The organism is Francisella uliginis, from assembly GCF_001895265.1.
Taxonomy (GTDB): Bacteria; Pseudomonadota; Gammaproteobacteria; order Francisellales; family Francisellaceae; genus Francisella; species Francisella uliginis.
In genome coordinates this window covers 1169503-1185446 of sequence record NZ_CP016796.1, presented here as the reverse complement: position 1 = coordinate 1185446, position 15944 = coordinate 1169503, and the positions used below count along the sequence as shown (strand labels likewise).

Here is a 15944-nt window from a genome sequence, read left to right as displayed (position 1 = left end):
ATACTTATATAGTGATTATACATTTAATTTTTTAGATTAAAAAAATATTTTATATTTGATAATATACATGATTTGGTTAATCTAAATCTTATCTCCAATAATAAAGAGCTGAGATTTCAAGTTCTCTTTCTATTTCTAATAAGCAATTGTATTTAGCAATACGTTCACTACGACATGCTGAACCTGTTTTAAATCTTCACCACCCATAGCTACAGCAAAATCAGCTAGGAAATCATCTTCTGTTTCAACTGAGCTATGTGACATAAAATAGCGCCAGCTATTATCACTACACATTCTTACAGCTTATATAGTTTCAGAAACTGTATCTATTTGATTTAATTTGATCAAAGCTGAGTTTGCAGTTTTTTCTCTAATGCCACGATATATATACTGCGTATTTGTGACAAAAATATCATCATCAACAACTTCAATATGATTACCAAGTTATGAAATGAAAATAATTTATTTAATTTTTCTATGTAATTCTAAAGCTTTATTTCGAGAGCCTTTAAGGTCGACTATTGGTCTTGGATAATCTTTGTTAAGAGTAATATTCGCATCATTTAAAATATTCTCTGAAGCTTCCCATGGCTTTACTAAAAATTTGTTAGGTAATTTAGCTATTTCAGGTACATATTTACGAATATAATCATAAGCTTCAAATTTCTCAGACTGTAATACGGGATTAAATATTCTAAAGTAAGGTGCTGCATCTAGGCCACAACCAGCTACCCATTGCCAGTTGGTATTATTACTAGCAAAGTCTGCATCAAATAAAGTATCAAAAAACCATTTTTCACCATATTTCCAATGAATTAAACAGTTTTTTATAAGAAAGCTTGCAACTATCATACGTACACGATTATGCATATAACCAGTCTGCCAAAGTTCTCTCATGCCCGCATCTACTATAGGTATACCAGTTTGTCCTTCTTGCCATTTTTTCAGAATCGCAGGGTTATTATCCCATTCAAAGTTGTCAAATTTTTGATTTATATTCTTATTATGAAGTTCTGGATAATAATATAACTGATAATATGAAAAATCACGCCAAACAAGCTCTTTTATAAAATGCTCTTCATTACTTCCAATAACATCTAAGCTTTGTACAGCGTTAAAGATTTGATTTGGTGAGATTTCACCAAAATGTAAATATGGTGATAATGCTGATGTAGCGTCTAGACTCATATAATCTCTAGCAGTTTTATAGTTTTTTACTTTATCTGCTAGAAAGTCTTCAAGTATTTTACTAGCTGATTCTTCACCAATTCTCCATTGCTTTATTATATTTTGCCAAGAGTGTTTTGGTTCTAATAGTTTTAAAGAATCTATACAGTTAAAACTATCTAGTTTTACTAGATTATTAAAGCTTGGTTGAGCAATATTTGATCTATATTTCCTAATTTTAATGAGCTCCTTATAGAAAGGTGTATAAACCTTATAATGTGTGCCATCATCTTTTTTACATTGCCAAGGCTCTATAAGCAGACTTCCGTTAAAGCTTTTTACATTGATATTTTGTTCTTGAAGAAATTGTTTGATCTGAGTATCTCGATCTATGCTATATTTGTCATAGCATCTATTCCAATAAAAGTCTGTAATATTATTTTCTTTGACAAGTTTTTTTATGATTTCTAGAGGTTCGCCAATATAGAAGTTTAACTTGTTATTTAGAGATTTATTAAGACTTTTTAGAGAGTGATGTAACCATAATTTGCTTGCAGCGCCTATTGGAGATTTTTCATCATGGATAAATATTGTGATAGTCTTATCTGCTTGGCTAGCCTGAGATAGTGCTGGATTATCAGCTAGGCGCAAGTCTTTTCTAAACCAATGTATTGCTATATTTTCACTCATATCTCTTCTTTAATAATATTGTATAACATTTCAACATGCTCTTGAGAATCATTTAGGCAAGGTATTAAGCTAAACTCTTTGCCACCTTTTTCTAAGAAAGCTTGTCTTTCAGTGATTGCTAATTCTTCTAAAGTTTCTAAACAATCAACACTAAAACCAGGAGCTATGACAACTATTTTTTTAGTTTGTTTAGCAAATTCCTCTAGCTTGGTAGTTGTATATGGCTCTAGCCATTTTTTAGGACCAAAGCGAGATTGGAATGATAATTCAAAATCTATATTTGGATAATTATCTTGTAGAGATTCTTTTACTAAGCGATAAGTTTTATGACAATGACAATAATAAGGATCACCTTTATCAAAATATTCTTGTGGTAATCCATGAAATGAGAATAAGATTGTATCAGAAGTATAATCTAAACTATGTAAATGATCTTTTACTTGCTGGCTAATAGTTTCAATATGAAGTTTATTATCGTAATAAGGGTTTATACCTTTGATAGTAGGTTGCCATCTTAATTTTGATAAAACTCTATAAACCTCATCGTAAACTGTAGCTGTAGTAGTTGCTGAATACTGTGGGTATAACGGGAAAATTACTATTTCAGTAGCACCTTGTTCTTGTAAGCTCTTAATCTTACTTTCTATACTAGGATTACCATAGCGCATAGCACAATCTACTATATAGTTATCAAGCTTTTGATCTAATTTTTTTGCTAGATTTTCAGTGTATAGAAGTAATGGAGATTTGTTGTGTTCTTTATTCCAAACAGCCTCATAAGTGTGAACGTTTTTCTTCGAGCGAATAGGTAAAATAATTAAGTTTAATATTAATTTCCATAAGATAGGATTAGCTTCAATTACGCGTTTATCTGATAAAAATTCTTTTAGGTATTTTTTTATAGATTTTGCATCAAATCCATTTGGAGTGCCAAGGTTAACTAGTAAAATTGCTTTTTTATTATATTTTTTGCTATATTCTTGCATTTATTATTTAAGTATAGGATTTATCTAGGTGTTATTGTAGCAAAAAAAAATTATTCAAAAGTTAATTTTTCTTCATATAAGAGTCAAAAAAGTTATAATGGAAGATAGACTAATAAAAGTCTTGATAAGGAGATGTAGAAAGTATGAAAAAAATTATTTTAATGACTATTGGAGTTCTTTGCTTTGTTGCTAGCTATGGATATATGCGACCATATAGTCCATATATGTATGATGGTCCAGAAGTTCAAGAAGAACAAGCTGAAGGTTCAGCGTATGTACCACCTGATAGAGAGTTTATTAACTCAAAATATGGAGAGTATATTGATAACAGACAATCTGAGTTTAGACCTGGTCAGGATGCTACGAGACTTTTCTGGTCATATAGTCAGCCATAACAATTTAAGCAATATTTTCTAATATTAAACTGAATTTATCTTTAATATAATCAAAATATTGAATATTAATAATTCTTAACTATTATATATCTAACTATACATAAAATGTAATGCTGAATACTCAATTAAATTTCAGCATCCTTACTAGAAGTCTTGATTTTGATGAGATCCTGAAACGAGCTCAGGATAATAGAATGTATTACTTTTATTATACAAGCGTTTTATCAAAGAAAACTAAAAATATGAATACAAGAAGAGCCCGAAGATTAATTAGTAGAAGAAAAAGATTAGAGAGTTCAAAATTTTTGGGCTCTGTAGCACACAGACTTACAAAAAAAAGTCTTTGGATCGCCAGTTATGATACTGTTGCAAGAGGAGTTTTTATTGGACTTTTTTGGATGATGATTCCTCTACCTTTGCAGACGACTCCTGTAATTATTTCAGCGATAATTTTGAGAGCAAATATTCCAACAGCTATTTCAACTGTATGGATTAGTAACCCTCTAACCTGGATTCCAATGTATTTAGGTAATTATATATTTGGATGTTTTTTGCTTGGAGAGCACGTTGATATTTCAGATTGGGAAAAATTCGGTTCTTATATGTTAAACCATTTATATGAGTTTTGGCAACCATTGTTCTTAGGTAGCTTTGTAGCTGGTCTACTTGTAGCGACTGCTGGATTTTTAGCGGTTCATATATTAGGGTTTATAAATCATATTTTGCTAAGAAAAATTAGATTTAACCAGCATTATCCAAATGTTAAATGATTAATTTAACCTAGCTGTTAATTATATTATTTAGTATCATTTTACGATATATAAGATTTTGAGTTATTTTTATAAAATGCAACAGTGGCACCAATTACAATTTAGTGTGAAATCTAAGTTTTTTGATATTATTGAAGATTATCTTTTTAATAATGATGCAGGTTCTATAACTAGAGTTGATAAGCCTAATGATATTGTTAATGTGGTAGTGTTATATGAAGATCACTATGATATAGATCATATAATAAATACTCTTAAAAAAGAGTTTGAGAGTATTTTAGAAAGTGAAATAAGCTACGAGATTATAAAGGATCAGCAATGGGAAGCAGCTTGGCTATATGACTATGAGCCGATTAAGGTAGGCAAGAATATAGTAGTCTATCCAAATTGGCGTGAATTGCCGAATGATAAAAATCATACATATATTATAGTAGATCCTAGTATAGCTTTTGGTTGTGGTAATCATGAGACTACTAAGATGTGTTTAGAATGGTTAGAAGATCATGTAACAAATGATTCTAATGTTTTAGATTATGGTTGTGGTACAGGAGTGCTTGCTATAGGTGCTGTGAAGTTAGGTGCAGGTTTTGCTCAAGGTATAGATATAGATCCAAATTCGATAGAATCATCTATCAAAAATGCTGCAGGAAATAATGTAGCTGATAAAACTAAGTTTAGTGATAATACACCAACACAACAGTTTGACTTAGTTGTTGCAAATATTTTCTCTAATGTGCTTATAAGCTTAGTTGAGAGTATTACAGGTAGTTTAAAGCAGGGCGGTAGTCTAGCTCTATCTGGAATAATAGAAAATCAAGTTGATGAAGTTCAAGAAGAGTTTAAAAAACATGGCATAAGCTTTAATCAGCCGAAACAGATGGGGCAATGGTTTTTATTAGATGGTGTAAAAGATGGGCTTTAAAATAGCTGATATTGAAATAGAAAATAATGTCGTACTTGCACCAATGGCAGGTTTCTGTGATAGTGCTTTTCGTACAATATGCAAAGAGCATGGTGCAGGGCTAATATATACTGAGATGGTTAGTAACAAAGCTGTAGTAGAGCGTAATTGGGAAACTATGGAAATGCTCTATATGGAAAATAGTGAAAAGCCACTTGGGATACAGATATTTGGTACTGATCTTGAGAGTTTTGTTGGAGCAACTAAATATATCGCTGAGAATACAGAATGTGATTTTCTCGATATAAATATGGGTTGTCCTATGCCAAAGATTGCTAAGAAACTTCAAGCAGGAGCGGCACTTCTTAAAGATGTCGATAGAATTCATGAAATTCTGACAGCAGTAGTAAAGGCTGTATATAAACCAGTTACAGTAAAGATGCGTATAGGCTGGGATGATCAAAATATTAATGCTATTGAAGTAGCTAAAGCTTGTGAAGATGCTGGAGTAAGTGCTATAGCATTACATGGGCGTACGCGTGAGCAAATGTATACAGGTAAAGCAAACTGGGATATTATCCGGGATGTTAAAAAAGCTGTAGATACTGTAGTGATTGGTAATGGTGATGTATTTTGTCCTCACAGTGCTAAAGCTATGATGGATCATACTGGTGTAGATGCTGTAATGGTAGGGCGCGCATCACGTGGTAATCCTTGGATTTTTAGACAAATTGCTGAATATTTAAACACTGGTGAATTAATACCAGATCCTACATCAATTGAGAGAGTAGATGTGTTAGGTGAACATCTAAGACGTTTGGTAAAGCTAAAAACTGCAAAAGTGGCTGTTAAAGAAATTCGTACTCATGCTAGTTTTTATCTTCAAAATTTGCCTAATTCAAAAGAGTTTCGTCAGAAACTAAATCAGCTAGATAATGAAGCTAAGATATTTAGCCTTTTAGAAGAGTATAAAAGTTTTTTAAATCAGATTACTTAGTCAGTCATTTTTTATAGAATACTTTTATATTGTTTAGTGTATGTTTAAAAAATAAATATCGTTAATTTATTTATAATAAATATAACTATATTGACAATAAAGAATTTTTAATATTTAATATATGTTGTATTTAAGTGATGAAAAAAAGGAGGTCATATGTTTATTGGATTAATAACAATAATGGTAATGTCTTCTAGCTATATATACTTGCGTACCAATAATATATTGCTGTCAACATTAGCAGGATTTATTATTGGGATGGTAGCTTTTATCATATGGTTTTGTTTAAAAGCTATACTAACTTCAAATTTATTCAAAGAATTTTGTCAGGAGATGAATAGATTAGCTAGAGGGATGTATCTGAATGAATATGATTAAACAGCTTCTAAAGGAATACTGATAAAAAACTTACTACCTTGTCCTAAATAACTTTCAAAGCTAATACTGCCTCCAAGTATACTAACATTATTTTTTACTATATATAGACCAATACCTAAACCATGACGATTATTATTATGTGAGGTTATACCAGCTCGATTAAATAACTCAAAGATATTATCTTGATGAGCTTTATGTATACCTATGCCTGTATCAGATACCTTAAAATTGAAAATAACTTGTTTAGAATTTCCTTCAATTATTTCTGTTTGAATATCAATATTACCTTCATCAGTATATTTAATAGCATTTGATAGTAAATTACGTATTATTTGGGATAATTTATAGTGATCAGTATAAACATCAATAGATAAATTTTCAGAAATAGAGAGATGAATATTAATTTTTTTGTTACTTTGAATTGAAGCTTCTGCTATTTTAATTTCTTCATCAACTAAACTGAATAAATTAAACGTGGTACTATAAATATTATTATCAAATTGTTCATGAGTAATTATATTTTGCATTTGCTTGAATAGTGTATCTAATACCATAGCACTATTTTCAGTATCTGTTGCTACTTTTATGAATTTCTCATTTTTTTCTTTTTGACCTATCAATTTTAATAATTGGATTCTACCTATAAGTGCATTTATTGGAACTTTAACATCATGGCTAAAGTTTTCTATAAACTGTGTTTTAATAGCATCTTTTTTCTCTAGTTCTTTATTTTTATATTTTATTTCTTTCTCTAATTCTTTACGATCAGTTATATTAACTGATATTCCTACTAATCCAATCTTATTTTTTTGATCATCAAATAATGTACGTTTCTTTGCCAAATATACACCTATTTGATCATCATGAATAGGGTAGTTCTCTTCATAAGTTGTTGTAGTATTATTTTTTATGACTTCTAAATCGTTATCTAAAATAGATTGAGCCAATGATTGATCTTTTAGTAGCTCTAATTCAGTTTTACCAATAGCATCTTGAGCACAGCTTAACTTTAATGCTGCTGCATTACTATTATTCATACCTAGATACTTACCTTGGCTATTTTTCCAGTAAATATTAGCATCAATAGTATCTAATATTTTTTTAAGCATTAAGTTTTCTTTTTTTAAGTCATTAATTTCTTGTTCTTGATCAATCATAATGGATTTCCTCATTTATTAAGATTTTAAATAAATCAAGCTGTTAAAATAACCACTAATGGCTCTATAATAAAATCCAATATATCCAAAGTATACATCGAAGCTAATATAATACCTGATGAAATGCTTAATAGTAACTTTTTATGATAAGTAATGGTTTTCTTAAGTTTATAAATAAAATAAATAGATTTGTCTTGCTTTATGGTTAACCAATCAAATCTTTTAGTTAAAAAAGAGTATTGATATTTATACCACTCTTTTAGTATCTGTGGTATTAAATTGATATGATCAGTATTAATTCTGCACAAATCAAAATATTTGACATATTTTTTAAGGTTATTATCTTTAATAAAATAACCTGGTTGTTTTAACGCCTTAAATAGAAATACTTTAGCATGTTTTAATTTTCCAGAAGGGTTAGTTTGTCCTAAAGTAATATCAATATCCTTACTTTTTATCACTCTTTGAGCATATTGATCATCTAAGCCTTTGACTAATTCTTGGATATACTCTTCAACTTTTCTTCCTCCTTTGTCAGGATTGAAATGAGCATGATATTTAGCTGGTTTCCCTGCAGGTATATGAGGATCAAATAAAATTAGTTGAACATTTCTTAGACCATACTGCTCTAACCAATATGCCATCTCAAAAGCAATTAGCCCTCCTAATGACCAACCTGATAAAATTATGTTTTGATTTTGCGACTTTGATCTTAAATGTAATTCTTCTATATATAACTTAGCTAAATGAGATAAAGAACTAATTTTAAGCTTTTTATATAAATTATAATTATCCACTCCGATACAGTTATAATTTTCTGCCAATTTATCTGCTAATTTTTGATATACCTCACATCCAGCAAATGCAGGGTGAATAAAATAAATAGTTTCTCGATTATCTTGAACAACAGGTGTCAGTAATTTAATTAGGTTAAAGTTAACAGTAAGCTTACTAATTAAATGATTAATAGTTCTTAGTCTAAAAATATCAGCAACATTAACAGTTTTATTTAAAACCTTTGACATTTCCTCTGCTGCTTTTATAGCTAAAAGCGAATTTCCACCTAAATTAAAAAAATCATCGTCAAGACTAATATTATTAACTTGTAATAACTTTTGCCATATTTTGCATAGAGCTTTTTGGGATGAGCTTTTTGGTGAAATATATTGTTCATGAATGATCTTAGGTTCAGGTAATCTTTTCCTATCTAATTTACCATTAATAGTTAATGGTAATTGTGGTAATTCAACAAAAAATGTAGGAACCATATATGGTGCTAGAGATGATGTTAATGTCTCTTTAATTTGTTTTGTAGTGAGCTGATAAGTTGGCTCTACTACATAATATCCTACAAGATAACATTGATCATTTAGATTTTTTTTAGCAATTACACACGCTTGTTTAATACCTTTTATACTAACCAAACTATTTTCAACTTCTCCTAATTCAATTCTAAAACCTCTTATTTTAACTTGGAAATCACTTCTACCTATATATTCAATCTCGCCATTATCTAACCATTTACATAAGTCTCCTGTTTTATATAATCTTGTATAACCTAACTTTTTATCTTTTTCAGTAGTAAATGGATTACTTATAAATTTCGTTTGAGTTAACTCAGCTAAATTAAGATATCCTCTAGCTAATCCATTACCACCAATATAAAGTTCTCCTGTTATTCCTGGTAGAACAGGTTTTAAATCTTTATCTAAAATATATAGCTTTTCATTATATAAAGGTTTACCTATAAATGCGTATTCAGACGAGTTTCTAAATAAATGAATACTACTCCAAATAGTAGTTTCAGCAGGACCATACATATTGTAAACATGTTTAAAACAAGTCAATAGTTTATCAATAGTTTTTGCTGTTGCTTTTTCTCCACCGACGAGAGCAACTTTATCTTTTAGTTGGCAGTCAAATTTTTCACATAGTGCTAGTAAAGTATGAGGGGATTGTTGTATTAGATTCACTTGTTTTAATTCTTTATCACTAACTTTTTCTAGAGAGGATAATACTATAGAATCGCCACAGGTTAATGGTAAGGCATACTCTAATCCAAAAATATCAAATACATAATTAGTTAGGCTTAATAAATGGAAGTGAGTTAAATTTGATGAAATTATTTTAAGTTTAAATAAGCTTATAAAAGATACTAAAGCACAATGTTCAACCATGATACCTTTAGGCTTCCCAGTAGTACCTGAAGTATAGATTACATAAGCTAAATTTTTAGCACTAACTTTAGTGTTTAAGTTAGTTATTGGATGGTTGTCTAAAACTTTATCGGCGTAAAGAATATTTAAATTAGCATCTAATTCATCATATTTATACTGTAAATGAAATTGTGAGATTAATATTTGCGCTTTAGTATCTTGAATAATGGATACTATTCGTTGTTTAGGAAACTCAGGTGATATTGGAACATATGCAGCACCTGATTTTAGCACTGCTAATATAGCTACTATCATCTCTATTGATCTATCTAATAATAAACATATTAAAGTATCTCCCATTAGTTCAGTGTAATTAATAGCTTGATAAGTAGCTTTAATATAATGAGCTAATTGATTGGCTTTTTTATTAAGCTCATTATAAGTTAAGGTTTTATCTTGAAATACTAAAGCTATATTGTCTGGTGTTTTTATAACCTGCTCTTCAAACAATTGATGTATAGTTTTTTCTTTAGAATAATCACAATCTGTTTTATTCCAGTCATAAACTATTTGTTGATATTGTTTACTATTCAATATTTCAATAGTTGATATTGGTTTATCAATTATTGTTTCTAATATATCTAATAAATTTGAATATCCTGATAGTAACGATTGAATTAAGCTTTGTTGGTAATAACTTGAATTAAATTCAATACGTGATAATATTTGATCCTTTTTAAAATCAAGCTCAAAATAAATTCCTTTTTTTACATAGCCTGAATGAGAGTAAATTTGTGTCTGCTGATATGGATAATCATCAGTTTCTTCTGTTTCAAGATTAAATTGAATATCAGAGAGTTGTTTAACTTTATCTCGATTCAATTTGATTAATGTTTCATAAGCAACAGCATTTTTAATATTATCGATTAATGTCTGTTTAGTATTTTGAATATGTTGTTTTAGTGTTATATCCTCAGTGATACTGACATCTAATAATATATTGTTAATCAAACATCCTGGAACCTGTTTGCAATCTAGTACATATATTCTTTCATCAATATTAGTCATAACCATGAATTGGTTTTGAGCTGATAGTTTATAGATTAGGAAAGTAAATAAACCGTAAAGCAGATTAAATTCACTAAAATTAAGCGACTTTGCTATTTTGGAGATTTTAAATTTTATTTTTTTATCAAATATCTTTGTTAATTGTTTTCCTTGTACACTCTCTTTACTGTCTTTACAGACAGCTAGATTTAATGGTTCATTTCTATTTATTTTAGCTTGCCAAAAATTAATCTTATCATAATTATTATAATTGTAATGTTGGGTAATAGTATTTATTGCCGCATAGAAATTTGATATAGGTGAAGAAGATAAATCAGTTTTTTTGTTAAATAAGAAGTTATACAAATCTGGTAGCAAAATATTAATAAAAGAAGTTGCATCAAGCATAATATGATGGAAAGTTATAAATACATATTGTCTTTTATCATTTAATTCAATGAGATAAAATCTAATAAGTTTATCGTTTTGTATATCGAAAGGTGTTTGATCAATTTGAGCTAGAAAACTTTGTAGATTACTTTCTTCTGATTCAAGTTGTATGAATTTACAAACGATTAGAGTTTCATAATTGAGCCTTCGAGTAAAAGAACCATTTATATTATTTAGGATATAACTACTATGTAGTATTTCATATTTATCTAATAACTTATTAATAGCTTCTCTAAAAGTACTAAAATTAAGTTTATTTTTATATTTAATGACAAAGCTTTCGTTATATATTAAATTATTCCCTGATGATAATTGATGTTTTAATATTATTCTTTCAAAATGGTGTAAAGTGTCTAGATTATTTTTAATATGATTAGTATTAGTTTTTAGTAAATTTGCGATGTTCTGAGCTTGAAGTAAATCTATAAAACTATAATTATAACCTAATTTATTTATTTTAATTATAGCTTCCATCGCTAAAATCGAATTACCACCTAATTCAAAAAAATTATCAGTTATACCAACTTTTTCAACTTTCAGTAAATTTTGCCATAAATGACATAATCGTTGTTGTATTTGAGTGACAGGAGCAACATATTCCTGAGAAGAAAATTGTGGTTCTGGTAATGCTTTACGATCTAACTTACCATTGATAGTTAATGGAAATCTATCTAACTTAACAAAGGTATTAGGTAGCATATAACTAGGTAATTTAGCTTTAATACGATTTCTTATGAATTGATTATCTACTGAACTATTATCGCTTATATAATAAGCTATTAATATGGTTTGCTTTTGATTATTGATGATTTTTTGTTTAGCAATAACACATACTTGCTGAATATTATTTATTTCAGAAATTACACTCTCAATTTCTCCAAGCTCAATCCTAAATCCTCGTATCTTCACTTGAAAATCATTTCTACCTATATACTCAATTTCACCATTATCTAACCATTTACATAAATCTCCTGTTTTATATAATCTTGTATAACCTAATTGTTTATCTTTTTCAGTAGCAAATGGATTACTTATAAATGTTTTATCAGTTAATTTTGGTAAATTAAGATAACCTCTAGCTAAACCTGCCCCACCTATATACAACTCTCCTTCAACTCCTATTGATACAGGTTTTAAATTTTCATCGAGTATATAGAGTCTAGTATTCTGTATAGGCTTACCTATAGTAACTTTTTTATTTGGTTGACAAATTGAAAAACTTACATCAATAGAAGCTTCTGTAGGACCGTATAAGTTATATAGTTTTGTATTTAGATCTTTTGTAAGTTTATGAAACTTATTAACTGTATTTAGCTTTAATGCTTCACCACTGCAGAAAACAACCTTTAATTCTTGAAGTTGTTTTTTATTAAAAGATATATACTCAAGAAATACATCTAGCATTGAAGGAACAAAATGTATAACGGTTACTTTTTTATTTATAATTTCCTGATATAAATAATCACAATCTCTATGTCCTTCTGGTTTAGCTATAATAATAGCAGCTCCATACCAGTTAGCCCATAATAGCTCCCATACAGATACATCAAAATTATAAGGTGTTTTTTGTAAAACTCTATCTTTTTGTGTTAAAGGATAAATAGATTGCATCCATTCAATACGATTGACTATTCCTTGATGTTCAATCATTACCCCCTTAGGCTTTCCAGTAGTACCTGATGTATAAATAACATAAGCAAGTTCTCTTGAGTTTGTTGATATTGCTAGGTTGTGTATTGGATAATCTAAATAATCTTTATCAGCAAAAATGATGTCTAAATTAGAACTAGAACCTAATTGATTTAACTTATCTTTGAAATGAGATTGAGAAATTAATATTTGAGTTTTAGTATCTTTGAGAATGTAATCTACTCTTTGTTGCGGAAATTCTGGTGATATGGGCACATAAGCAGCTCCTGATTTGAGTACTGCCAATATAGTAACTATCATCTCTATTGATCTATCTAATAATAAAGCAATTAAAGTATCACTTTTAAGTTCGGTATTGTTAATATCTTTATAAGTTGTTCTAATATAATGAGCTAATTGATTAGCTTTTTTATTAAGCTCACTATAAGTTAAGGTTTGATCTTGAAATATTAGAGCTATATTATCTGGTGTTTTTATAACCTGCTCTTCAAACAATTGATGAATAGTTTTTTCTTTAGAATAATCACAATCTGTTTTATTCGAGTCATAAACTATTGGTTGATATAATTTTGATATTAATGACTGACTTGCTTTCATTTAATTAATCCTTTCTTTTATTACGATAAATCAAAGCACAAATAATCACTAATCCACAGCTTATCATGCTCATTAAAAAACCAATGGTTAAAATCCAGTCATTCTGGAGTAACCCATAGAGTACCGAAATGAATTGCATTGAAATGAATCCTGTAAAAGTAATCAATGAAATAGATTGAGCATTTTTAGCTTTGACAATTTTAATTGCTTGTGGAATAAAAAGTACCGCATTAAAAAATAATGCAAGTCCAAAAAGTAGAGTGATAATATAGGAGTATATACTTAACATTATAAATCCAATATAGATTTATTTTTTTATATACTATAAATTTATTGCTTAGATAACAATATTGATACAGCACTTTGTTTTCAACTAAGAATTCACTATTTTTACTTTTTCAGATTTTAGTTCGTATTAGTCAGTTATTAGAAACAACTCTAAATTAATACTAAGCAACAAAAAACTAATAATCCTGATTGAGTAGGATGTTAATACAAAAACTTTCATAGAGAGTGATAATAGATGCACAATAAAAATTATAAAAAACTCTTTTAAAATGTTTTCTCAGTAATTATTTCCAGAATTTAATCAATATAAAATACCAAAAAGTATAAAAGGAAATAGTATTAGCTATCCTTCTTATTATTAGTAGCTAAGTTAACAGAGAATGTAAATACTAAAAAGTTTGGTTTAAACTCAGGGTCTAATCCAGAAGTTGGTGATGTGAAATGCGCATGACTAGTTACATTAAAGACATTCCACGTATTAAGAGGTTGGTTAAACTTGTAAGTACCAGGAAACATATAATCCATATTTCTAACACTAAAGACATTCCAATCTTTTAGTGGCTGATTAAATAGCCGAGCTCTATAAAACATATGATCCATATTAGTAACACTTGAAGTATTCCAAACACCTATAGGCTGATTAAAAGTTTCAGCATGAGCAAACATATAGCTCATATCTGTCACATTTGATGTATCAAAATCAGTAATATTAGCATCTACTTCTTTAGCATTTTCAAATAGGTTGCTCATATCTGTGACATGAGTAGTACATATATGATTAATTTTTTTGCCTTTATAAATAAAAGGTATATTCCTTCTTAGAAGATTAGTAACATTTCCATCTCTTATAGAAATATCATCAACAACCAGTGTATAGCTATTTCCAAGACCATTTTTGATTAGAACACCAACCTCTTTTTTTGGACATTGAAAAGTAGTTGGTTTTTCAACTGCTTCTTGAAAAGGGTTGTATTCATTGTATACATTAGTTACTGTTTCACAGCCTGTTAAAGATATAAATAATGACGACAATGCTAAAGTAGCTATTCGCTTAGAAACTGACATTTTATTTATGATATTTTTTTGTTGAAGAGATTATATGATATATTGCCGATTAATTAAAGATCTAAGCTAGTGTAAAAATAATATTAAGGTAATTGTAATTTTAATATACATATCTCAATTGCATTAGAAATACTATAAAATCAAGGATTTATAATGAAATCTGGAAAGTAAACTTAAAAGAGGCTCTATATAAGGAAATTAAAATAACTCCATCTGTCTATCATCAACTTCTCCAAGACGTATACCAATACCCATTAAACGGATTGGATGATTTTGTTTCTTATGTAGCTCAATTATTAGGTTTTTAAGAGCTTCTTTATCTAGAGTTTTAGCTACTCTAGTTAGACTTGTTTTATTAAATTTTGTATCTGTAAATTTGACAAAAATACCTACGATACTTTTATAATGCTCATCTGACATTCTACTAGTTAGTTTTTCATATAAGCTAGGTAATTTTTCTAGGCAGGTTTCTAAAGTCTTTAAATCATCTAAATATGTATTTTCAACACTTACAGATTTACGAATACGGATAGGATTAACTTCACGATTATCTATACCTCTAGCATAGTTATATAAACTAGCACCAAATTTACCGAACTTATCTATAAGGGTATTTAGACTAATCTGCTGTAACTGTGAGCATGTCTCAACTCCCATGCTTTTTAGTTTCTCTTGAGATACTTTACCAACACCAAAAAGTTTTTTGACTGGAAGATCTTTTACAAAATTATTAACTTGATCAGGAGTTATTACATATAATCCATTAGGTTTATTTATATCACTAGCTATTTTTGCCAAAAGCTTATTCGGAGCTACTCCAGCTGAGCCTGTCAGACCAGTCTTATTAAATATTTGTTGTTTGATAGCTTGAGCAATTAAAGTAGCACTATTTTTATACTCAGTAACATCTGTTACATCAAGGTATGCTTCATCAAGAGATAGAGGCTCAACCTTATCTGTAAAAGAGTGAAATATCTCTCTAATAATTGCAGAAGCAGCTTTATATTTTGCAAAATCAGTATTTAGAAGTACTAAATTAGGACACTTTTGTAGAGCAATAGATGTAGGCATTGCAGAATGGAGACCATATTCACGTGCAATATAGTTACAAGTAGATATTACACCTCGTTTAGGATTTGTGCCTCCAACTGCAAAGGGCTTATCTTTTAAGCTTGGATTTACTTTCTCTTCGACTTGAGCAAAGAAGTAGTCCATATCAAAATGTATGATTTTTCTTAATTTATCCATGA

Annotated in this window: 12 protein-coding genes and 1 pseudogene; 5 read left to right on the top strand and 8 right to left on the bottom strand. The window is 28.9% G+C overall.

What is annotated here, in order from left to right:
• Positions 1-88: 88 nt before the first annotated feature.
• From F7310_RS05535 to hemH, 3 genes and pseudogenes are all read right to left on the bottom strand, one after another.
• Positions 89-387: pseudogene (locus F7310_RS05535) on the bottom strand (hypothetical protein).
• 75 nt (positions 388-462) lie between these two features.
• Positions 463-1857, bottom strand: a complete 1395-nt coding sequence (locus F7310_RS05530; protein WP_072712369.1) for a cryptochrome/photolyase family protein — start codon at positions 1855-1857, stop codon at positions 463-465.
• Positions 1854-2843 (bottom strand): ferrochelatase, encoded by a 990-nt coding sequence (gene hemH, locus F7310_RS05525; protein ID WP_072712367.1) that lies wholly within the window; start codon positions 2841-2843, stop codon positions 1854-1856. The genes F7310_RS05530 and hemH overlap by 4 nt, the downstream gene beginning before the upstream one ends.
• A gap of 143 nt (positions 2844-2986) precedes the next feature.
• Here hemH and F7310_RS05520 point away from each other — a divergent pair, with 143 nt between their 5' ends.
• The 5 genes from F7310_RS05520 (at position 2987) to F7310_RS05500 (ending at position 6284) form a co-directional block, all read left to right on the top strand.
• A complete protein-coding gene (locus tag F7310_RS05520; RefSeq protein WP_072712366.1) occupies positions 2987-3238 on the top strand; it encodes a hypothetical protein in 252 nt (83 codons plus the stop codon).
• Between the two features lie 242 nt (positions 3239-3480).
• A complete protein-coding gene (locus F7310_RS05515; protein ID WP_072713547.1) occupies positions 3481-4008 on the top strand; it encodes a DUF2062 domain-containing protein in 528 nt (175 codons plus the stop codon).
• Positions 4009-4084: 76 nt separating this feature from the next.
• Positions 4085-4930: a 50S ribosomal protein L11 methyltransferase gene (gene prmA, locus F7310_RS05510; protein ID WP_072712364.1), complete on the top strand. Its 846-nt coding sequence runs from the start codon at positions 4085-4087 to the stop codon at positions 4928-4930.
• The gene (gene dusB / locus F7310_RS05505) at positions 4920-5906 is read left to right on the top strand and encodes a tRNA dihydrouridine synthase DusB (protein ID WP_072712363.1); all 987 of its coding nucleotides are present in this window, start codon (positions 4920-4922) and stop codon (positions 5904-5906) included. The genes prmA and dusB overlap by 11 nt, the downstream gene beginning before the upstream one ends.
• Positions 5907-6062: 156 nt before the next feature.
• Positions 6063-6284, top strand: coding sequence for a hypothetical protein (locus F7310_RS05500; protein WP_072712362.1), 222 nt, complete (start codon positions 6063-6065; stop codon positions 6282-6284).
• Here F7310_RS05500 and F7310_RS05495 read toward each other — a convergent pair.
• The 5 genes from F7310_RS05495 to dinB form a co-directional block, all read right to left on the bottom strand.
• Complete coding sequence (locus F7310_RS05495) at positions 6281-7441, bottom strand: PAS domain-containing sensor histidine kinase (protein WP_072712361.1); 1161 nt, start codon at positions 7439-7441, stop codon at positions 6281-6283. The genes F7310_RS05500 and F7310_RS05495 overlap by 4 nt on opposite strands.
• A gap of 35 nt (positions 7442-7476) precedes the next feature.
• Entirely contained in the window at positions 7477-13341 is a 5865-nt protein-coding gene (locus tag F7310_RS05490; protein ID WP_072712359.1) for a non-ribosomal peptide synthetase, read from the bottom strand.
• Positions 13342-13345: 4 nt separating this feature from the next.
• The gene (locus F7310_RS05485) at positions 13346-13630 is read right to left on the bottom strand and encodes a PQ-loop domain-containing transporter (protein WP_072712357.1); all 285 of its coding nucleotides are present in this window, start codon (positions 13628-13630) and stop codon (positions 13346-13348) included.
• Positions 13631-13968: 338 nt separating this feature from the next.
• Complete coding sequence (locus tag F7310_RS05480; RefSeq protein ID WP_072712356.1) at positions 13969-14694, bottom strand: BspA family leucine-rich repeat surface protein; 726 nt, start codon at positions 14692-14694, stop codon at positions 13969-13971.
• A 198-nt stretch (positions 14695-14892) separates the two neighbouring features.
• A complete protein-coding gene (gene dinB, locus F7310_RS05475) occupies positions 14893-15942 on the bottom strand; it encodes a DNA polymerase IV (RefSeq protein ID WP_072712354.1) in 1050 nt (349 codons plus the stop codon).
• Positions 15943-15944 lie beyond the last annotated feature (2 nt).